This window comes from Rhizobium sp. WYCCWR 11152 (assembly GCF_013087615.1).
GTDB classification, from domain to species: Bacteria; Pseudomonadota; Alphaproteobacteria; order Rhizobiales; family Rhizobiaceae; genus Rhizobium; species Rhizobium indicum.
On the sequence record NZ_JABFCP010000008.1, the window covers coordinates 678,647 to 697,443 of the forward strand.

An 18,797-nucleotide genomic window follows, 5' to 3' on the forward strand; every position below is an offset into this window, starting at 1 on the left:
TTTTTCGGCGTTTAGCCGATTGGTCCGAACCAGCTATTCATCGCCTCTTGCAAACCATCCTGCATCCTGTCACCCACCCAGGCCACATATCCGTCGGGCCGGATCAACACTGCCGTTGGCGCAGAGACCAAGCCCAGCGCCGGCAGTTCCCAGGCGCCGTCATATCCGGCGTCGACCAACTTGATGCGGTCCGACCACGGCCCGATGTCGAAGCTGCCGGGCGGGCCGAGGTTCAAGAACACGGGCCGCGCATCCTGGAGCAGCGTAAAGAGAGGCAGAGGACCATCAGGCGTGGTGAGATCGAGGTCAGGCATGCGGCGGCCGAGCAGCGGATGCCCCTCGCCGAACTCGTAATGGATCGCCAATCCGGACATTTCGGCAGCGATCCGTTTGCGCGGCTCCTCCATGCCAAGCAGCTCCGTTACCACGTCACGCAAGGCTTCGGTGCGATCGTCGGTCCGCTGCAACGCCACCTGCGCCATTGTCATGCGCAACACGCGGGCAGCAACCGGATGCCGCTCGGCATGATAGGTGTCGAGCAAGGCGTCAGGCGACGTGCCTTTCACCACCTGGGCCAATTTCCAACCGACATTGACGGCATCCTGCACACCGGTATTCAGGCCTTGCCCGCCGACCGGAGAATGCACATGGGCGGCATCGCCGGCGAGGAGTACCCGGCCCTTGCGGTAGGCCGTCGCCTGCCTGGACATGTCGGTGAACCTGGAAATCCAGTTGACACGATGGAGTCCGTAATCCGTTCCGAAGGCGGAGATGAGCGCTTCCTTGAGATCACTGAGCGTCGGTTCGGTCGTCGCGCCGGCATTCTTCTCCGGCACCATCACGCCGATCGGACCTTCCTTGGCAAAGACGATCTTGCCGTCGTGAATTTCATACTCCTCCCTGCCGAAGGCATAGATGCCAAGGGCCGTGCGATGGATGCCCAATGGCGGCTCCTCGTCCATCTCCACCTCGGCGAGAATGTTGCCGGTCGTCGGATCCCATCCTTCAAACGCAATGCCGGCAGCCTTGCGAACCAGACTGCGGCCGCCGTCACAGCCGACAAGATAGCGCGCCCTGAGCGAGGCGCCATCGGAGAGTTCGATGGTGACGCCGCCGTCGTCCTGGGCGAAACCCGTTACCTCAAGGCTGCGATAGATCGGCACCGCCAGCTCGCCGACCCAGCCGGCCAGAATGCGCTCGATATGCTTCTGCCGCAGCGCCAGCCCGTAATTATGCCGGGTCGGAAAATCGCTGATATCCAGACGCGTGACCGCAAACCCCGTGACCTGGGCTATCTGCCCTTCCACGAGGAACCGGTCGACGATACCGCGCTGATCGAGAACCTCGAGCGTGCGGGCGCTCAGACCGCCGGCACGCATGCCGGCAAGCCCCTGGTCAGGGCGCCGCTCGACAATGGCGACGTCGACGCCCGCCAAGGCCAGCTCGCCTGCCAGCATCAGGCCTGTCGGCCCTGCCCCCGATATCACGACTTCATGTTCCCTCATCCGCAAACTCCCCTGTTCCGACGCACTCTTTCAGGATTCCAGACAGAGCTGGCCCCCACTGCTTCTCCCCAATCTCATCGCTTCTGCGCAGATGCCGATTTTCTCTGTCGCAGGTTGTTCCTCCTATAATAAGAGTTCCATACTGGTTGGAAGGACTTGCGACAGGATGTCGGGCTTGCTCTCCAAAGCCCTATTGGCTGCCACTTGCGGGTCTCTTGCTGAGGAGCCCAAGCGTTTCAATACGACCTAACCGGGTGGGCGCTGGATGCGGCAGGCGCCGTCCGTGGTCGTTGCTCTCGAAGCGGATCAATCAATCCTCGGAAAGAGGTATCTTACTGCGGAGCCGGAGCTTTTTGCGGAATCGTCTCGGCCGCCGGTCGCTCGGACGGATCGGCGGGATGGCCATAGATCGTGTAGGCGGCGCCTGCCAGCACCCCCAGGACGAGAAGAGCGAGCACGTACAACATCATTCCGCGGATGGCTGTCTTCGGTGTCTTATCCATGAGGGATCTCCAGGATTGCTCAGCGGTCAAATTCAATGCGAGCGCTTTTGGTTCCGACGCGGCGGTTGTTCACGTGAGTAGCATTCACGGAACGATCAGGTCCGGATTTTGTTTAATCCGCATCGTCATCGCTAGCGGAGGCCATCATGTGGGCAATCCTCACCGGAGCCGCTCTCATCATCGGCGGACTTGTTTTTCTCTTTACCTCGGTGCTTGGTCGAAGACCGAGTGATCCGCATAAAATGCCGCAAGGCGGCACCACGCTGGAACCACGGCGCCAAGGCCTCAGGTTCCTTGGGATATCGCAAAACTGGCCGGCGCTCGCCGTTATCGCACTCGGCGCCCTTCTCCTGGCTTTTGGCGGATATTCATGACATCCGACAGTCATCAGCCGGCTTAACTCCTTCGGCAGCAAAAACCCGGCTTTCACCGGGTTTTTGTTCAGTCATACCAAGTCTGGCATTACCAAGTCTGGCGACCAGACCAGTCATCGATGTCACGTTTAATACGGTCCTTTTCGATGCCATACCGCTCCTGGATCTTGCCTTCCAGCTGGTCGCGCTTGCCGGCGATCTGGTCGAGATCATCGTCGGTGAGTTTGCCCCACTGCTCCTTGACCTTGCCCTTCGCCTGCTTCCAGTTTCCTTCGATACGATTCCAATCCATGGTGGATTTCTCCTGTTGTTGATGAGGAGAAAACGGATCGCAGTGGAAATTGGTTCCTGAGTCTCAGCGGATTTCGCGAGGCTCAATTCCAGCGGTAAAGACGCAAGGCGCTGCCCATGTCAAACATCCACACCCTAATGAAGAAAACCATAAATAATTCGTGAATAACGAATAGATGTATGAAATACTTATCTATGCATAAAGAAAACATTCCTCTCCTCTTGTGTTATACTTCTTCACAGGGAGAACAACAATGGCACTCGATGTATTCGTGAACCTCTACAATTTAGGTGGCTTGGACGCACTTAACGTTTCTCTGCGAAGCCTGTCAGATGACGACAGGCTTGGCGCTTTACTGTCGCTTGAGAAGATGGGGTACGAAGTGATCTGGAATGCCCAGAGAAAGCCGGCGTCTGCCTATGTGTGGAGCGGGCCGAACGAGAACTAGTTGTCAGATTGGGACAAAGACCTATCCCGAAAATAGGCGCGAGACCTCACGACCTTGTGTCTCCCTTCATTCGCTTAAAAAGCAGATGTTCCACCCTCCTATCGATCCGAAGGAAGTGAGAGCGATCATGATCCTATCCCAGATAGCCGAAGCACAAACAGTGTTGGGCGACGAAGAGGTTGCCCTCTGCCAGAGAGTATTCGACCACATCAGTTCAGTGCGACGAATCACAACAGACACCGAGCGTGAAGATCTGGCTCGGCGGGTTATCCATTTGTACCAGCATGGCGTGAAGGATGAGGGCGCGTTATTGCGACTGTTGATCTAGGATCGCTTCTTTCCGTGAAATTTATACCGGCGCTTGCCAACTCGTTCATGATTACGAAACGCGATGCTTCGTGAGGCTCGGGCTTGCGGCAGATGCGGATAGAATCCCGTGCACACGATGTCCAAAGAGATGATGACTTCGTCGTGAACGCCAATCATCACGTTAAATCAGATGGTGTGGCGTTTAATGTGCTAAAAATACTCTGTAGGCGGAGATGACACAAATCAGGGAGAAACAACGATGGCCGACTTAGGAGACCGCAAAAAGGCGATGGAGGATCAATACTTCCAAGACGCCGAGAGGTCCATCAAGCTCAAATCTCGCATGGACAAGCTTTTGGCGCAATGGATTGCAGGCCTCATTGGTCGGGATGATGTTGCGGGCTACGGCGCTGAAATCACTGATGCCCGCTTTAAAGGGGGTGGAGACGCTGGAGTTCTCTCGAAAGCTATGGCGGATCTTCAAGCGGCTGGTCAGAACGTCAGCGAGCAGGACGTGGCAGCAAAGATGAGTGAATTTCTGGTCGAGGCCGCTGGACAGCCTTAAGCACCAAGCGACCTGCACTGCGGGCGCGTTTCGTACGATATGTAGCCGTCGGCCTCACCAGCCGGCGGTTTTTTACATGCCCATGTGTCATGTGCCGTAAAACTGCGTCATGTGCCGTAAAGTGCGTAAAAGGGCCCCAATCACTGACGCCCTTTACACATACTACAGTATTGATATTGCTTGAAATTTTGGTGAGAGCGTCGGGGTTCGAACCCGAGACCTACTGATTAAAAGTCAGTTGCTCTACCAGCTGAGCTACGCTCTCCCTCTCCGCGGGTGTGACCACCCCGGCTGGAAGTGGGCGGAACATAGGCAGGCGACCCATTGCGGTCAACCGAAAAATTTGCCTTTTTCTGCGCCCGGCACATTTCTTGCGGGCGCAAAGACAAATGGCTTGCGTGCAAAGACCGATGTCCTGCACGAGCGAAGACAGATTTCTTGCGCGCGCAAAAAGGTGATTGGCAATCGCTTGGCTGCAAAGCTAGGAACATCACGCAGATTGCAGCCGGAGAGAATGCGTGTCGATTGCCGATATTTCCCTGTGGAGCGCGCTCATTGCCGGGGCGCTTTCCTTCCTGTCGCCCTGCGTGCTGCCCCTCGTTCCGCCCTATCTCTGCTATATGGCCGGCATTTCCGTCGAGCAGTTCCGCGGCGGCGGTGCGGTGGCGGTGGCGCCCGACGTCAGGCGCGGCGTCTTCTTCTCGGCTCTGCTGTTCACGCTCGGCTTTGCCACCGTCTTCGTGGCACTCGGCGCCGGTGCTTCGAGCATCGGCATGGCGCTTCGCCAGCATCTCGACCTGCTGTCGAAGATCGGCGGGCTGATCATCATCGTCATGGGGTTGAATTTCCTTGGCCTTTTTCGAATCGGGGTGCTGGCGCGTGAGGCGCGCTTCCAGGGCAGCGGCAAGCCGGCGACGCTGACAGGCGCCTATATCATGGGCCTTGCCTTCGCCTTCGGCTGGACGCCCTGCATCGGCCCGGTGCTCGGGGCCATCCTCGGCGTTGCCGCCTCGCGCGAGACGGTCGGCTCCGGCGCCGGGCTGCTCGCCATCTATTCGCTCGGCCTTGCCATCCCCTTCTGGATCGCCGCCGGCTTTTCCGGCGCCTTCATGCGCTTCCTGTCGCGCTTCCGCCGCCATCTCGGCACGGTGGAAAAGGTGATGGGTCTGTTCCTCGTGCTTACCGGTCTCGCCTTCCTGTTCGGATGGGTCAGCAATGTGGCGATCTGGTTCCAGCAGACGTTTCCGATCCTGATGCAGATCGGCTAGGCCACCGGCTGCCGATTTTCCAGGCCATGGTGCAGGTGCGTGGGCTCCTCCGCTTCCTCCCGCGCTGTCGCGTCGTGTGTTGAAACCGACGGGCAATGCGGCTTTTTGCGGGGCCCATCGAGAAAAGCGTCCCACGTTGCGGGATCGCCCATTGGTCAAAGGGACAGCGCTCGCAGAACATCTGGCATCCGCACGCCGACGCTGCCATAAATGGAGCTTCATCGAGGGAGGCATCGTGATGCAGAAGAATGCGCCGGACTTCAGCCTTGAGGGCAAGGTGACCTTAGTGACGGGAGCGAGCCGTGGCATCGGTCGAGCTTGCGCACTTGCCTGTGCCGCAGCAGGTTCCGATATTGTTTTGGGGGTCCGCGATGTCGCAGCGTCGGCGAGCCTGGTTGCCGAACTGGAGGGCGCGGGACGAAAGGTTCTGCCCGTTGAACTGGCCATTCCCAATAAGGCCCATATCGCGCAAGCCGTCGACGCGGCGCTTGCGACGTTCGGTCGGATCGACATCCTCGTCAATAATGTCGGCGTGGCTCCGGGCAATCTCGCGGAACTCGTTGAGGAGAAGGATCTTGACGAGATACTCGATGTCAACATCAAGGGTACCTTTCTGATGACGCAGGCTGTGGGCCGCCACATGATCAAACGCAATGGCGGCCGGATCATCAACATCAGCTCACAGGCCGGTACCGTGGCACTGCGCGGCGAGGCAATCTATTGCATGAGCAAGGCGGCGATCAATCACCTTACGCGCTGCCTCGCAGCCGAATGGGCACGCTATGATGTCACCGTAAATACCGTATCGCCGACGTTCATTCACACCGATGGCACAGCACCGTTTCTATCCGATGCCGACAATCGCGAAGCGACGCTCGGTCACATTCCGCTCGGCCGGATCGGTGAAACCGATGATGTGGTGGGCGCCGTGGTCTTCCTTGCATCCCCGGCCGCGAGCCTGATCACCGGCGCGAACCTGCTGGTGGACGGTGGATGGTCCGTCGCCTGAGATCGAGGCGCCCCTGCAGTGCAAGTCTTGTCCAGACGAAAACAACGAATTGCCGGACAAGGATCGCCCTACGTCATCGGCAAAGGCGCTGCCGATGCTGATCTAAGATTTCGACCAGCATCAATAGCTCTCACGCAAACTGGCCACGAATTCGGCCCGGAGCGAAAGAGTGGTCGAGCAGAAAGACTGTCACCGAGGAGTTCGATCTCTTGGCGACTTGCGGACGCCAATGAGGGATCTACATTCCCTGGATGAAAACCTTCGAATCCGACAACGGCTCTCGGCAGAATTCGCTTCGTCAGGTGCTGCGAAGGCTCGATAGGGCCGACGGCAGGCAGGCGGTCACCTTTCGGCTGGTATTTGCTGCCATTGACGTCGCCATTCTCGCCTTCTTCCTGCTCGGCCCGTACCTGCGATCCGGTCCGTCCTATCTGATCATCGACTATGCGATAGCAGTGTGGATCGCCGCCGAGATGGTCGGCCGGGCGGTCGCCGCATACTCTGTGCGCGAGTGGATTCGGCGGCCGATGACCTGGATCGACTTCGTGGTGTTGGCCACGCTGTTGCTGCCGGACCTGCTCTTCAATTTCGCTTTCCTGCGGATCATGCGGCTCTGGGCGATCGGCACGAGTCCGCTGCTCAAGGACTTGCTGCGCAAGGCCGGCTATTTATACCTTCTCGACGTCGTCCGGGCGGTGATCAATCTGCTTGTGTTCCTCTTCATGGCAACCGGGTTCGTCTATACGTCCTTCTTCTACAACAGGGAGGGAAGCGAAGGATTCGTCGATGCGCTATACTTCACGGTCGCGACGGTGACGACGACGGGATTCGGAGACATCACGCTTCCGGGAACGCTGGGCAAGCTCACTTCCGTTGTGACGATGATCGTCGGCATCTCCCTATTCGTCAGGCTTGCTCAGGCAGTCGTCCGCCCTCACAAGGTGACCTATTCCTGCCACCGATGCGGCCTTCAGCGCCATGACGCCGACGCCGTTCATTGCAAGGCGTGCGGAGAGGTCTTGAACATACCGGACGAGGGATCGTGACCGTCGACCCTGGCTGGACGATACGCCAGGAAATCGCACGCAGTCGTCGTCTGAGAGGGCGCCCATTGGGACAACCAGTGAACGCGGAATCTTGCAAGCGAGCCACGTCTTCAGGTTGGAGCGCAGCCCCGCGGATGTTGTTGTGCCAGCTCATTGGCTTGCGCCGCCCCGGCGCACCATTTCAAATCGGGTCCGTCGGATTGCAGCCCGCCCATACCGGGGGAGCATGCCGCCGCCGACATCATCCTCTCGCGAAAGGATTATCCGCATGGTGAGCTGTTGCGAGACCGGTCGCCAGTTCATACGTTCTGTCATCCAACCTCACAGGAGCAGAAGATGCAGATCGACCTTACAGGCAAGACCGCTCTGGTTACCGGATCCACCGAAGGCATTGGATACGCAATCGTCCGCCAGCTCGCGAGGGCGGGTGCGAACGTGGTGGTCAACGGCCGGTCCGAGGAAAAGACCGCGAAGGCCGCCGACCGGCTGAAAGGCGAAGGCGCCAAGGGAAGCGTGACCGCGGCGGCAGCGGATCTCGCAACCGCTGGCGGATGTGACGCTCTTGTCGCCCAAGTTCCTCACGTGGACATCCTCATCAACAACGCGGGCATCTTCCAGCCGCTAGACTTCTTCGATGCGGACGACGAGGTATGGGACCGCCACTGGCAGGTGAACGTCATGTCCGCCGTCAGGCTCTCGCGCGCATATCTTCCGGGCATGCAGAAGCTCGATTGGGGCCGCGTCATCTTCATCGCGTCGGAATCCGGCTTTAACATACCGGTCGAGATGATCCACTACGGTGTCAGCAAGACCGCGGACATCGCGGTTGCCCGCGGCCTTGCCAAGCGGATGACCGGCACGGGCGTCACCGTGAACTCCGTCCTTCCCGGCCCCACGCTGTCCGAAGGCGTCGAGGCGATGCTCGCCGAGGAACGTGCGAAGACAGGGAAACCGATCGAGGAGGTGGCGGCGGATTTCGTCAAGAAGCACCGCGCCGGTTCGATCATCCAACGCGCTGCGAGCGTCGAGGAAATTGCCAATCTCGTCACCTATCTGGCCTCCCCTTTGGCGTCCGCAACGACTGGAGCTTCGATGCGCGTGGACGGAGGCCTGATCGACACGCTCTGACGGACTCCACCGATCGGCCACTGCACCGTCTTCGTCGGAAGTTGTCTCCGCGATGCGCTGCGGTGGCGGGCTGTTTGGCCGCCTTTCCAAACCCCTCCAATTCTCACCCTTTCGCAGACCAGTAGTCTATCGAAAAGGCGGTGCCCGAAGTAGCCTCGATCTTTCGCGCGCCCGCCATGTTCCGTTGGCCCGGCAAGGTGCCTCCCGGCAGTCTGCAAAGCGGATCATGACCGGCCTCGAATGGTTCCCCACATTCGTGCCGCCGCCGGCGATCCCAACATCATTCATGAGCTTAACCTCAATGCGTCGTCTCCGAAACCACGGCACGTCAAGGAACCGCTGGCGACCGCCAAGGTTTAGCCTCGAGACCATCAGCGCAGATGAGTTCAATGGAAAACGCAACGAAAGACTTGGGCGAACAACGTCGACGGCTCGATGGCCGTCGCGTCGCGGCAATCGACGACTACCTTGGGAATTCAGCATGAACATCGAGACGATAATTTTCGGGCCGAGCGACTGGGTCCCGAACAACCCGCATCTTCCTGTATTGCTTTACAGAGGGCTGTTTGCCGACGGCGGACCGACCGATTTCGAACGTCGCTTCGCAGCAAACGGTTGGACAGGCATCTGGACAAACGGTGTCTTCGATTATCAGCACTACCATTCCGGTGCCCATGAAGTGCTGGGAATTGCACTTGGTAGCGCCAAGCTGCTGATTGGTGGTCCCGGCGGTCAAGCAATAGCGGTGGCGGCCGGAGACTGTCTGGTGCTTCCAGCCGGGACAGGGCATCAGAATCTCGGCTGCACGTCGAACTTCCAGGTCATCGGCGCTTATCCTAAGGGACAGCATGCCGACATTCAGACTTCGGCTGCTTCTAGCGAAACGCTGACGAAAATCTCGTCAGTACCCTTACCCCACACCGATCCCGTTCAAGGACCATCGGGATTTCTCATCGAGAAATGGCGGTAGCAGGGCTTGCCGTGTTCGCCAATCTGATCGACGCCGCCGCCATCAGCACCACGCCGGCAGCAAAAAGCGAGGCCTGCACCTATGCCGAGGTATGGCTCGGCCTGTCCCTCGACCCACTCGCCCTTATCCCTCGACCCAATCGATCGCAAACACGCCTCCATGTAGCGTCGTCGATGCCGCGCATAGGCGGCGGTCAGAAGGAGACAGACATGAGCCTCGAGACAAGCATGAGCCAGGAAAACACATTTCACCCCGGTAGACCCCCGCTCGACGAGTTGGTTCCGTCGCGCTATGCGCTGAATATCGGCGAGATTGAGGTGCTGGTGGTCAGCGATGGAGTGCTACCGCTCCCAACCGCGATGCTGGGACACAACATCGATCCCGCCGTCCGAGCGGCCTGGCTGAAAGACATGTTCCTGCCGCCGGACGCTTTGGATTGGGCGCTGAACGTGGTCGTGGTGCGCAGCGGCGACCAGACCATACTCCTCGACGCCGGGCTGGGGCTCGACCCGGACTTGCACCTGCCGAAGGCCGGGCAGCTGATCAAGCGACTGGAGGCCGCCCGCATCCATCTTGCGTCGGTGACCGACGTGGTGCTGACCCACATGCATATGGACCACATTGGCGGGCTGCTCGTCGACGGGGTGAAGGACCAGCTGCGTCCGGACCTGCGGATCCACGTGGCGGCCGCCGAGGTCAAGTTCTGGGAGGCGCCCGATTTCTCCCGGGTCTCCATGCCGCCGGGCTTCCCGGACGCGCTTCGGGCGACCGCTAAGCGGTTCGCCAAAGAGTATCGCAGCCATTTCAGGTTGTTCGATGACGAGTACGAGGTGGCGCCGGGCGTGGTCGTCCATCGCACCGGCGGCCACACCCCCGGGCACAGCGTGATCCGCCTGGCGTCCGGCGGCGACCGGCTGATGTTTGCCGGCGACGCCGTGTTCGCGGTGGGGTTTGAGCACCCCGACTGGTTCAACGGCTTCGAACATGACCCCGAGGAGGCGGCGCGCGTTCGGATCCGTCTTTTGCGGGAGCTGGCGGAGACCGGCGAGCAGCTGGTGGCCACTCACCTGCCGTTCCCGTCCGTCGGCCGGGTGGCGGTCGACGGCGATGCCTTTCGTTGGGTGGCGGCCTTCTGGGACTATTAATCGCTTGTTGGGGGTCGTAGAGCGTGTGCTCATCGCGTGAATGAGTCCACGCTCTACTGGTTTGTTTTTTGAGCAATTCCGAACGCTAAACCACTACACATTTTCACTCGGAATTGCTCTTGTTTCTGTGCAATTCCGGACGAAAACCGCTACACACTTTTGCTGGAATTGCTTAAGTCAGATCCTGACCCGCCCATCATCCCCGCGCCCTGGAAGACCTCTTGGCCGATATTGTCAGCCTGCTATTGCCGTTCTTCGGCCTGATCCTGATCGGTTACATCGCCGCCAAGGCGACGAAGCAGCCGGCCGAAGCGCTCGGCTGGCTGAATACCTTCATCATCTATGCCGCCCTGCCCGCTCTGTTCTTCAAGCTCGTCTCGCGTACGCCGATCGAGGAGCTGACGCGGGTCGATTTCATCGTCACCGATATCGCGGCGACCTATGCGGTCTTCATCCTGCTTTTCGTCATCGGCCGCGTCGTGCGCGGCAATTCGCTGGCCGATTGCACCATCCAGTCCTTTGCCGGCGCCTATGGCAATATCGGATATATGGGGCCGGGCTTGGCACTCTTGGCGCTCGGCGAAGGCGCGGCCGTGCCGGTGGCGCTGATCATCTGCTTCGAGAACGCGCTGCATTTCATCGTGGCGCCGGCGCTGATGGCCGCGGCCGGCGACGACAAGCGTTCAACAGGCCAACTCGCCGCCGATATCGTGCGGAAGGTCGCGCTGCATCCCTTCATCCTGTCGACGGCGGTGGGCTTTGCTGTGGCCGCCTTGCACATCGACCAGCCGACGGCGTTTCAGCGCTTGGTCGACTATCTCGCCCAGGCGGCAGCTCCCTGCGCGCTCTTTGCCATGGGCGTGACGCTGGCGCTCCGGCCGCTGAAACGGATCCCGGCTGAGATCTCCTATATCGTGCCGGCGAAGCTGATCCTGCATCCGATCGCGGTTTTCATTGCGCTGACAGCGGTTGGTGGTTTCGAGCCGGTCTGGATCCAGGCGGCCGTGCTGCTTGCCTCACTGCCGACGGCGACCAATGTCTTCGTCATCGGCCAGCAATATGGCGTCTGGCAGGAGCGCGCCTCGGCGACGATCCTGATCACCACCGTGTTTTCGGTGGTGACTGTCTCGCTCTGGCTGATCGTGATCCGATCAGGCCTTCTTCCGCTTCAGCTTTTCCCGTAGCGCATCCGGAATATCGCGAAAGCCGCGGCCGGGCTCGATGCCCTCGCGCATGACGATGTTGCGCAGCGGGTGTATGGACGAGAGGATATGCAGGCCGGCGGCCCGCAGCATCTGGACGGGCAGGAAATCCGAAAGCAGCGAGCGGTTGAGGATATCGACGCTTGCCGTGCGCGTCATGATGTCGGCGCGGCGCCTGCGGTCGAAGCTTTGGCCGGCATCGGCCGGCACCGGCAATTCCGCCCTGTCGCACAGGATATCGGCAAGCGCCATGATATCGCGCAGGCTGAGGTTCAGCCCCTGCGCCCCGATCGGCGGGAAGACATGGGCGGCCTCGCCGATCAGCGCGATCCGTCCCTTGCCGAAACGATGCGCCATCATGCCGGAGAGCGGCCAGACCTGGACGCCCTCCTCGACATCAACCTTGCCGAGCATGGACTGCATTCGCGCCTCGACAAGGCTGCCCAGCTCAGCAAGCGGCAATTCCGCGCGGCTCGCCGCCTCAGCGGGATCCTGCACCCAGACGAGGCTGGAGCGGCTCCCCGACAGCGGCACCTGGGTGAAGGGGCCGTGTTTGGTGTGGAATTCGGTCGAGATATTCTGGTGCGGCAGCGAATGGGCGAAATTCAGCACCATGGCCGATTGCGGATAGGACCAGTTGCGCACGGTGATGCCTGAGGTCTCGCGCAGCTTCGAGCCGCGGCCATCGGCGCCGACGGCAAAATCGGCTGAAAGCGTCTCGCCGCCGGTCAGCGTAATCGAGACAGCCTCGGCCGATATGTCGATCGATTCGGCCATATCGCTGAAACGGGTGATATTGCCCTCGCCGGCGGCAGCTTCTTCGAGAATGCCGGTCAGCGCCCTGTTGGGGAAATTGTAGCCAAAGGCATCGAGGCCGACCTCGGCCGCACGGAAAGTCGTGGTCGGGGCGCGCAGCAGCCGATCGGTACCGTCGACGATGCGCATGCTGGTGAGAGGGGCGGCTGCGGGGCGGAGCTTTTCCCAGAGCGCCAGGCGGTCGAGGAAGCGGATCGATTGATCCATCAGCGCCGTGGTGCGCCGATCCTCCTTCGGAGCGAGGGGTGCCACCAGCGCGACATTGCGACCGCCGCGCGCCAGCGCGATTGCGGCGATCATGCCGGCGAGACCGCCACCGATCACCGCCACTTCGAATCTCTTCATGCTACCGTTCCGTCAAGGTAAAACGGCTGACCAGCCGCTTATGCGGCCGGCTTCGCCTGACGGCGCCAACTATAGCCCTTGCCGGCGTCGGCGTCACGCACCGCCGGCTGATAATGATGGGGAATGGCGGGAAGACGGTTTTCGGAAAGCCGCTTCAGCGCCGTGGCGTTGGTGACGGAAAAGCTGTCAATGCCGACGCGCAGCATCAGCGGCACCTGATCGATCAGCACGTCGCCGACGGCACGCAGCTCATTGATGTAGCCGAGGCGCTGGCGCAGCAGCGAGGCGTGGCTGAAGGCGCGGCCGTCGTTGAACGCCGGAAAGGCGACGGCGACGATTTCGAGGCGATCGAGATAGGGCTCCAGCCGGCGCACGTCGTCGGCCGGCTTGATCAGCACGCCGAGGCCGACATCGTTGCTTTCGTCGGCCCTGGCGATCAATTCGTCGAGACCGAGCAGCGGCTTCTGTTCCTCGGTCGCCTTCACCTCGTCGGTTTCGATCACCCAGGGATCGTTTTCGACAAAACCGGTTTCTCTCCAGATCTTCGTCATCATCCCCTCCTTATGCCGCTTCGGCGGCCGAGCCGTAGAGCGCAGTCTTGAACGGCTGCGGTCCGACACGGCGATAAGCGGCGAGGAAGTTCTCGGAATGATCGAGGCGCAGGCCGAGATAGGTGTCGACGATCGTCTCGATCGCGTCCGTCACCCGGTCCGGCTCGAAGCCGCGGCCGATGATTTCGCCGATCGAGGTATGTTCGTCGCCGGAGCCGCCGAGCGTGATCTGGTAGAGTTCGGCGCCCTTCTTCTCGACACCGAGCAGGCCGATATGGCCGACATGGTGATGGCCGCAGGCATTGATGCAGCCGGAGATCTTGATCTTCAGCTCGCCGATCTCGGCCTGGCGTTCGGCATCGCCGAAGCGGCGGGAGATTTCCTGCGCCAGCGGAATGGAGCGCGCATTGGCGAGCGCACAGTAGTCCAGCCCAGGACAGGCAATGATATCGGTGATCAGGCCGGCATTGGCTTCGGCAAGATTGATGGCGACGAGGCCGCGATAGACGGCTTCGAGATCGGCAAGCGCCACATGCGGCAGGATGAGGTTCTGCTCATGGCTGACGCGGATTTCGTCGAAGGCATATTCCTCGGCAAGATCGGCGATCGCATCCATCTGCGCATCCGAGGCATCGCCCGGAATGCCGCCGATCGGCTTCAGCGAGATCGTCACCATGCCGTAATCGGGGTTCTTGTGCGGCTGCACGTTCTGCTGGACCCAGCGGGAGAAACCGGAATCGGCCTTCTTCCAGCGGGCGAGGTTTTCCCAGCCTTCGGCGCGCTGGGGCAGCTCAGGCGGCGCGAAATAGGCAGCGATCGACTGGACGTCCTTTTCCGGCAGCTTGAGCTCGGTATCCTTCAGAGCGGCGAATTCGGCTTCCACCTGGCGCGTCAGCTCCTCGGTGCCGGTTTCGTGCACCAGGATCTTGATGCGGGCCTTGTATTTGTTGTCGCGGCGGCCGTGCAGATTGTACACGCGCACGATGGCCGTGGTGTAGGAAAGCAAGTCTTCTTCAGGCAGGAAGTCGCGGATCAGCTTGGCGATCATCGGCGTACGGCCCTGGCCGCCGCCGACATAGACGGCAAAGCCGATCTCGCCCTTGTCGTTCGTCTTCACATGCAGGCCGATATCATGGACCTGGATTGCGGCGCGGTCACGCTCGGCGCCGGTGACGGCGATCTTGAACTTGCGCGGCAGGAAGGAGAATTCCGGGTGGACCGACGACCACTGGCGCAGGATTTCGGCGTAAGGACGCGGATCGGCGATCTCATCGGCGGCAGCACCGGCGAAATGATCGGCGGTGACGTTTCTGATGCAGTTGCCCGAGGTCTGCAGGGCATGCATTTCGACGCTCGCGAGGTCTGCCAGCGCATCTGGAATATCCGACAGCTTCGGCCAGTTGAACTGCAGGTTCTGGCGCGTGGTGAAGTGGCCATAGCCGCGGTCATAGGTCCGGGCGATATGGGCGAGCATGCGCAGCTGGCGCGAGCTCAGCGTGCCATAGGGAATGGCGATGCGCAGCATGTAGGCGTGGAGCTGCAGGTAGACGCCGTTCATCAGGCGCAGCGGCTTGAACGCGTCCTCGGCGAGCTCGCCGGAAAGGCGGCGCTGGACCTGATCGCGAAACTGCTCGACGCGCTCGGTAACAAAGGCATGGTCAAATTCGTCGTAACGGTACATCGTCTTCCTCAGACTGCAATGAATTCGGGATCGGCAGGAGCGTAGCCCGGGGCATATTCCATGGTCGGGCCTTGTGCGCGGATGCGCTCACGAAGGCGAAGCGGCCAGAGAATGCCGTTGGTTTCCTGAACGTCGACGACGGCGACGTCAACGACCTCGTTGTCGGCATAGGATTTCTTGCCGATCGCCTCCAGCGCCGCAACGGCCTCGGCATGACGGGCAACGAGCGCCTCCTGCAACGACGTGGACCACTTGCCGTTCGCATCCAGCCAGACGGCAATGCCGTCCGTCAGCCGGTTGGCGGTCAGAACCTTGTCACCCATATTCAGCTCCTTGCAAGTTCCTCGAGCCGGGCGTTTGCGCGCACCAAGGGCTCGGACAGTTCGAAATTGGCGCCGGCGACCGCATCGCCGATGATGACCATGACGGGCCCGGTCAACTCGTCGCGGTGCTGCAGATCGGGCAGATCGGCAAGCGTGCCATGCAGCAGGCGGCGATCGGCGCGGCTGGCATTTTCGATGACGGCGACAGTGGTTTCGGCGGGGATGCCCGCCTGCATCAGCCGCTCGGCGACGGAGGCGGCAACCGTGCGGCCCATATAGACGGCGATCGTCGCGCCGGAAACGGCAAGGCTTGCCCAATCGGGCAGCACGTCGCCTGTGAGATCATGGCCGGTGGTGAAGACCAGCGAGGAGGCGACGCCGCGCAGCGTCAGCGGCAGCTCGAAATCGGCAGCGGCGGCGAAAGCCGAGGTGATGCCAGGCACGACCTCATAGGTGATACCGGCAGCACGCAGTGCGGCCATCTCTTCCCCTGCCCGGCCGTAGACCAGCGGATCGCCGGACTTCAGACGGACGACACGCTTGCCCTGGCGGCCGAGCTCGACCAGCAGGTCGTTGATTTCTTCCTGGGACTTCGAGTGGCAGCCCTTGCGCTTGCCGACAGAAAGCCGCTCGGCATCGCGGCGGCCCATATCGACGATCGCCTGCGGCACCAGCGCGTCATAGACGATGACGTCGGCTTCCATCATCACGCGCTGAGCGCGCAGCGTCAGCAGATCCTCGGCACCCGGACCGGCGCCGACCAGCCAGACGTGGCCGGCGACCTTGTCCATCGCGTGCAGCAGCCGGTCGGCGGCATGGCGGGCCTGCGGCAGGTTGCCGTTGGCGACCGCATCGGCAACGGCACCGGAAAAGAAGCGGCGCCAGAAGACCCGGCGGGAGACGCCTCTGGGAATCAGTTGTTCGACAGCCTTGCGGTAGCTCGTCGCCAGCCCGGCAAGGCGGCCGAGCGAGGGCGAAAGAAGCTGGTCGATCTGCGCACGGATCATCTGCGCCAGAACCGGCCCTGCCCCTTCGGTGCCGATCGCAACGGCGACGGGCGCGCGGTTGACCAGCGCCGGCGTGAAGAAATCGCAGTAATCGGGCTGATCGACGGCATTGGCCGGAATTCTGGCAGCGCGGGCGGCATCGACGATGCTGCGGTCATCAGCTTCATTGCCGGTTGCGGCGAAAACGAGCGCTGAACCCTCGGCCTGTTCGGCTGAGAAGGCAGCGCGCACGGTCTCGATCCGGTTGGCGATCAGGAAAGCGTGGTAATCGGCTTCCGGCCGGTCGGCATAGGCGACAATCCGCGCCTTTGTGTTCAGCAGCAGCCGCACCTTGGCGAACGCTTCGTCACCATTGCCGAAGACAGCCGTCTTCTGGCCTTCCACGCGGAAGAAGGCGGGAAATACCGAAAGCTGTTCAGTCTTGGAAGGCATCATCAATCCACTTCGAGGTTGCCGGAATATGCCCTTGATCGACAAGGGATTGAAGGAACAGAAATTCGAAAGCCCAAGCAAGCAGGTATTCTTTTGCTCGTGCTGTCAGTGATTTGAGAAAAGTCACCCGTGCGGCCAAAAAGCCGCATATTCCCCAGCCCGCTTGCTGCGGTGCAGTATAAAGCCTGTGACAAAAGACGTCCACCGGTGCTTGACGCATTTCACTCGCGCCGCCAAGGCGATAGACTGAGGAAAACTGGAGTGTCCTCATGCCTGATAAGACCATTGCCTCCCGCCTGCTTCAGGTCATGGAAGACGATATCCTGCCGCTGACGGAGCGTGGCGTTTCGCTTGGCAACAAGGTGTTCGGTGCGGCGATCTTAAGGAAATCCGATCTTTCGCTCGTCGTCGCCGAGACCAATAACGAGCTGGAAAATCCGCTCTGGCACGGCGAAGTGCATACGCTGAAGCGTTTCTACGAGCTTGGCGACAAGCCGCCGACCAAGGATCTGATCTTCCTGTCGACGCACGAACCCTGCACCATGTGCATGTCGGCGATCACCTGGGCCGGCTTCGACAATTTCTACTATTTTTTCAGCCATGAGGATTCGCGCGACGCCTTCGCCATTCCGCACGACCTGAAGATCCTGAAGGAGGTCTTCGGGCTTGAACCCGGCGGCTACCGCAGGCAAAACGCCTTCTGGAACAGCTTTGCCATCGCCGATCTTGTCGAGACCGAAGAGGCTCAGCTGAAGACCGCGCTGAAGACGCAGACCGCCGGCATCAAGGCGCGCTACGACGCGCTGTCGTCCAGCTACCAATCGTCGAAGGGCGCCAACGATATTCCCCTGAATTGAGGGCCGCTGAACTGGCCCACCGAACTGAAGCCCGCTGAACCGAGGCAACATGGAACCTTCCAAAGACATTTCGCGGCTGATCGAGATCATGGCGGCGCTGCGCCATCCCGAAACCGGCTGCCCCTGGGACATCGTGCAGAACTTCGAGACGATCAAGCCCTATACGATCGAGGAGGCCTATGAGGTCTCCGATGCGATCGAGCGCGGCGATATGGACGATCTCTGCGACGAGCTGGGCGACCTGCTGCTGCAGGTGGTCTTTCACGCCCGCATGGCCGAGGAGGCCGGCGAATTTTCCTTCGGCGACGTGGTCAACGCCATCACCGCCAAGATGATCCGCCGCCACCCGCACGTCTTTGCCCGCTCGGCGGCGGATACACCGGACGCGGTGAAGATACAATGGGACGAGATCAAGCAGGCGGAGAAACGCGAGCGCGCCGAGCGGCGGTCACGGCGCGGCATCACCGAGGACTTCAACAGCGGCTTCCTCGGCTCCGTGCAGCGCAGCTTCCCGGCCTTGACGGAAGCCCTGAAGCTGCAGGAACGCGCAGCCAAGGTCGGCTTCGATTGGTCAGCGCCGGAGCCGATCCTCGACAAGATCGAGGAGGAGATCGGCGAATTGCGGGCAGCCCTTCGCGAAGGCGATCAGGCAAAGGTCAGCGACGAACTCGGCGACCTGATCTTCGCGGTCGTTAATATCGGCCGGCATGTCAAGGCGGATCCGGAACAGGCAGTGCGCGGTACGAATACGAAATTCCGTCGTCGGTTCAGCCATATAGAACAGGTTCTTGAAGCAGAAGGCGAGACGCTGAAAGACGCGACGCTGGAGCGGATGGAGGAAATCTGGCAGGCGGCGAAGGCGATCGAGCGGGCTGTGACGTCGGGGGCTGAGTGAGTTATCGCCTGTCCGGTTCGTGCAGATGGCTGCCCCTCACCCTAACCCTCTCCCCGTAAACGGGTAGAGGGGACGTGCCATACCAGAAATGCGCGGGAGCCGAGACATTGCGGCTTGTCCCTTCGC

22 protein-coding genes and 1 tRNA gene are annotated in these 18,797 nt (G+C 61.0%); 13 read left to right on the top strand and 10 right to left on the bottom strand.

Features of this window, described 5'->3' with window-relative positions:
* Positions 1–11: 11 nt before the first annotated feature.
* Entirely contained in the window at positions 12–1,505 is a 1,494-nt protein-coding gene (locus G9X67_RS13115) for an FAD-dependent monooxygenase (protein WP_138329536.1), read from the bottom strand.
* 332 nt (positions 1,506–1,837) lie between these two features.
* The gene (locus G9X67_RS13120) at positions 1,838–2,008 is read right to left on the bottom strand and encodes a hypothetical protein (protein WP_012757375.1); all 171 of its coding nucleotides are present in this window, start codon (positions 2,006–2,008) and stop codon (positions 1,838–1,840) included.
* A 146-nt stretch (positions 2,009–2,154) separates the two neighbouring features.
* Here G9X67_RS13120 and G9X67_RS13125 point away from each other — a divergent pair, with 146 nt between their 5' ends.
* A complete protein-coding gene (locus G9X67_RS13125) occupies positions 2,155–2,382 on the top strand; it encodes a hypothetical protein (RefSeq protein ID WP_138329538.1) in 228 nt (75 codons plus the stop codon).
* 88 nt (positions 2,383–2,470) lie between these two features.
* On the opposite strand, the gene G9X67_RS13130 is transcribed toward G9X67_RS13125, so the two are convergent.
* Complete coding sequence (locus tag G9X67_RS13130) at positions 2,471–2,674, bottom strand: CsbD family protein (protein ID WP_012757373.1); 204 nt, start codon at positions 2,672–2,674, stop codon at positions 2,471–2,473.
* Positions 2,675–2,927: 253 nt separating this feature from the next.
* Between G9X67_RS13130 and G9X67_RS13135 the strand changes: the two genes are divergently transcribed.
* From G9X67_RS13135 to G9X67_RS13140, 3 genes are all read left to right on the top strand, one after another.
* Entirely contained in the window at positions 2,928–3,122 is a 195-nt protein-coding gene (locus G9X67_RS13135; protein WP_138329540.1) for a hypothetical protein, read from the top strand.
* A 127-nt stretch (positions 3,123–3,249) separates the two neighbouring features.
* Complete coding sequence (locus G9X67_RS34965; protein ID WP_246705393.1) at positions 3,250–3,450, top strand: hypothetical protein; 201 nt, start codon at positions 3,250–3,252, stop codon at positions 3,448–3,450.
* 240 nt (positions 3,451–3,690) lie between these two features.
* The gene (locus G9X67_RS13140) at positions 3,691–3,996 is read left to right on the top strand and encodes an ATPase inhibitor subunit zeta (RefSeq protein ID WP_138329544.1); all 306 of its coding nucleotides are present in this window, start codon (positions 3,691–3,693) and stop codon (positions 3,994–3,996) included.
* 189 nt (positions 3,997–4,185) lie between these two features.
* Here G9X67_RS13140 and G9X67_RS13145 read toward each other — a convergent pair.
* Positions 4,186–4,261: transfer RNA gene (locus tag G9X67_RS13145), tRNA-Lys, on the bottom strand.
* 253 nt (positions 4,262–4,514) lie between these two features.
* Between G9X67_RS13145 and G9X67_RS13150 the strand changes: the two genes are divergently transcribed.
* The 7 genes from G9X67_RS13150 to G9X67_RS13180 all read left to right on the top strand — a co-directional run bounded on the left by G9X67_RS13150 (position 4,515) and on the right by G9X67_RS13180 (position 11,746).
* Positions 4,515–5,264 carry a cytochrome c biogenesis CcdA family protein gene (locus G9X67_RS13150; protein ID WP_025394453.1) on the top strand — a complete coding sequence of 250 codons (750 nt, stop codon included), beginning with the start codon at positions 4,515–4,517 and terminating at the stop codon, positions 5,262–5,264.
* Between the two features lie 238 nt (positions 5,265–5,502).
* Positions 5,503–6,273 (top strand): glucose 1-dehydrogenase, encoded by a 771-nt coding sequence (locus tag G9X67_RS13155; RefSeq protein ID WP_138329546.1) that lies wholly within the window; start codon positions 5,503–5,505, stop codon positions 6,271–6,273.
* A 251-nt stretch (positions 6,274–6,524) separates the two neighbouring features.
* Positions 6,525–7,319, top strand: coding sequence for a potassium channel family protein (locus G9X67_RS13160; RefSeq protein ID WP_138329548.1), 795 nt, complete (start codon positions 6,525–6,527; stop codon positions 7,317–7,319).
* Between the two features lie 336 nt (positions 7,320–7,655).
* Entirely contained in the window at positions 7,656–8,447 is a 792-nt protein-coding gene (locus tag G9X67_RS13165) for an SDR family oxidoreductase (RefSeq protein ID WP_138329549.1), read from the top strand.
* A gap of 481 nt (positions 8,448–8,928) precedes the next feature.
* A complete protein-coding gene (locus G9X67_RS13170; protein ID WP_138329551.1) occupies positions 8,929–9,417 on the top strand; it encodes a cupin in 489 nt (162 codons plus the stop codon).
* A 209-nt stretch (positions 9,418–9,626) separates the two neighbouring features.
* Positions 9,627–10,562: an MBL fold metallo-hydrolase gene (locus G9X67_RS13175; protein ID WP_171599048.1), complete on the top strand. Its 936-nt coding sequence runs from the start codon at positions 9,627–9,629 to the stop codon at positions 10,560–10,562.
* Positions 10,563–10,783: 221 nt separating this feature from the next.
* Entirely contained in the window at positions 10,784–11,746 is a 963-nt protein-coding gene (locus G9X67_RS13180) for an AEC family transporter (RefSeq protein WP_138329553.1), read from the top strand.
* Here G9X67_RS13180 and G9X67_RS13185 read toward each other — a convergent pair.
* From G9X67_RS13185 to G9X67_RS13210, 6 genes are read right to left on the bottom strand one after another with little or no spacing between them, the layout of a single operon-like run.
* Entirely contained in the window at positions 11,714–12,925 is a 1,212-nt protein-coding gene (locus G9X67_RS13185; protein ID WP_138329555.1) for a UbiH/UbiF family hydroxylase, read from the bottom strand. The genes G9X67_RS13180 and G9X67_RS13185 overlap by 33 nt on opposite strands.
* A 38-nt stretch (positions 12,926–12,963) precedes the next feature.
* Positions 12,964–13,476, bottom strand: a complete 513-nt coding sequence (locus tag G9X67_RS13190) for a DUF934 domain-containing protein (RefSeq protein ID WP_138329556.1) — start codon at positions 13,474–13,476, stop codon at positions 12,964–12,966.
* 10 nt (positions 13,477–13,486) lie between these two features.
* Positions 13,487–15,157, bottom strand: a complete 1,671-nt coding sequence (locus tag G9X67_RS13195) for a nitrite/sulfite reductase (protein ID WP_138329558.1) — start codon at positions 15,155–15,157, stop codon at positions 13,487–13,489.
* An 8-nt stretch (positions 15,158–15,165) separates the two neighbouring features.
* The gene (locus G9X67_RS13200) at positions 15,166–15,480 is read right to left on the bottom strand and encodes a DUF2849 domain-containing protein (protein ID WP_011651871.1); all 315 of its coding nucleotides are present in this window, start codon (positions 15,478–15,480) and stop codon (positions 15,166–15,168) included.
* 2 nt (positions 15,481–15,482) lie between these two features.
* Positions 15,483–16,919 carry a siroheme synthase CysG gene (gene cysG / locus G9X67_RS13205; RefSeq protein WP_138329560.1) on the bottom strand — a complete coding sequence of 479 codons (1,437 nt, stop codon included), beginning with the start codon at positions 16,917–16,919 and terminating at the stop codon, positions 15,483–15,485.
* Positions 16,903–17,205, bottom strand: a complete 303-nt coding sequence (locus G9X67_RS13210) for a hypothetical protein (RefSeq protein WP_171598827.1) — start codon at positions 17,203–17,205, stop codon at positions 16,903–16,905. Before G9X67_RS13210 ends, cysG begins: the two co-directional genes overlap by 17 nt.
* Between G9X67_RS13210 and G9X67_RS13215 the strand changes: the two genes are divergently transcribed.
* Positions 17,189–17,776: a nucleoside deaminase gene (locus G9X67_RS13215; RefSeq protein ID WP_171598828.1), complete on the top strand. Its 588-nt coding sequence runs from the start codon at positions 17,189–17,191 to the stop codon at positions 17,774–17,776. The genes G9X67_RS13210 and G9X67_RS13215 overlap by 17 nt on opposite strands.
* Positions 17,777–17,825: 49 nt before the next feature.
* The gene (gene mazG / locus G9X67_RS13220) at positions 17,826–18,671 is read left to right on the top strand and encodes a nucleoside triphosphate pyrophosphohydrolase (protein ID WP_171598829.1); all 846 of its coding nucleotides are present in this window, start codon (positions 17,826–17,828) and stop codon (positions 18,669–18,671) included.
* Positions 18,672–18,797: the final 126 nt, after the last annotated feature.

Excerpts from the sequence above, each read along its gene's own strand:
- G9X67_RS13170 (WP_138329551.1), top strand. The coding sequence starts at position 8,929 with ATGAACATCGAGACGATAATTTTCGGGCCGAGCGACTGGGTCCCGAAC.
- G9X67_RS13130 (WP_012757373.1), bottom strand. The coding sequence starts at position 2,674 with ATGGATTGGAATCGTATCGAAGGAAACTGGAAGCAGGCGAAGGGCAAG.
- mazG (WP_171598829.1), top strand. The coding sequence starts at position 17,826 with ATGGAACCTTCCAAAGACATTTCGCGGCTGATCGAGATCATGGCGGCG.
- G9X67_RS13190 (WP_138329556.1), bottom strand. The coding sequence starts at position 13,476 with ATGACGAAGATCTGGAGAGAAACCGGTTTTGTCGAAAACGATCCCTGG.
- G9X67_RS13125 (WP_138329538.1), top strand. The coding sequence starts at position 2,155 with ATGTGGGCAATCCTCACCGGAGCCGCTCTCATCATCGGCGGACTTGTT.
- G9X67_RS13160 (WP_138329548.1), top strand. The coding sequence starts at position 6,525 with ATGAAAACCTTCGAATCCGACAACGGCTCTCGGCAGAATTCGCTTCGT.
- G9X67_RS13165 (WP_138329549.1), top strand. The coding sequence starts at position 7,656 with ATGCAGATCGACCTTACAGGCAAGACCGCTCTGGTTACCGGATCCACC.
- G9X67_RS13210 (WP_171598827.1), bottom strand. The coding sequence starts at position 17,205 with ATGGTCTTATCAGGCATGAGGACACTCCAGTTTTCCTCAGTCTATCGC.
- G9X67_RS13135 (WP_138329540.1), top strand. The coding sequence starts at position 2,928 with ATGGCACTCGATGTATTCGTGAACCTCTACAATTTAGGTGGCTTGGAC.
- G9X67_RS34965 (WP_246705393.1), top strand. The coding sequence starts at position 3,250 with ATGATCCTATCCCAGATAGCCGAAGCACAAACAGTGTTGGGCGACGAA.
- G9X67_RS13175 (WP_171599048.1), top strand. The coding sequence starts at position 9,627 with ATGAGCCTCGAGACAAGCATGAGCCAGGAAAACACATTTCACCCCGGT.
- G9X67_RS13215 (WP_171598828.1), top strand. The coding sequence starts at position 17,189 with ATGCCTGATAAGACCATTGCCTCCCGCCTGCTTCAGGTCATGGAAGAC.
- G9X67_RS13185 (WP_138329555.1), bottom strand. The coding sequence starts at position 12,925 with ATGAAGAGATTCGAAGTGGCGGTGATCGGTGGCGGTCTCGCCGGCATG.
- G9X67_RS13120 (WP_012757375.1), bottom strand. The coding sequence starts at position 2,008 with ATGGATAAGACACCGAAGACAGCCATCCGCGGAATGATGTTGTACGTG.
- G9X67_RS13195 (WP_138329558.1), bottom strand. The coding sequence starts at position 15,157 with ATGTACCGTTACGACGAATTTGACCATGCCTTTGTTACCGAGCGCGTC.
- G9X67_RS13115 (WP_138329536.1), bottom strand. The coding sequence starts at position 1,505 with ATGAGGGAACATGAAGTCGTGATATCGGGGGCAGGGCCGACAGGCCTG.
- cysG (WP_138329560.1), bottom strand. The coding sequence starts at position 16,919 with ATGCCTTCCAAGACTGAACAGCTTTCGGTATTTCCCGCCTTCTTCCGC.
- G9X67_RS13140 (WP_138329544.1), top strand. The coding sequence starts at position 3,691 with ATGGCCGACTTAGGAGACCGCAAAAAGGCGATGGAGGATCAATACTTC.
- G9X67_RS13200 (WP_011651871.1), bottom strand. The coding sequence starts at position 15,480 with ATGGGTGACAAGGTTCTGACCGCCAACCGGCTGACGGACGGCATTGCC.
- G9X67_RS13155 (WP_138329546.1), top strand. The coding sequence starts at position 5,503 with ATGCAGAAGAATGCGCCGGACTTCAGCCTTGAGGGCAAGGTGACCTTA.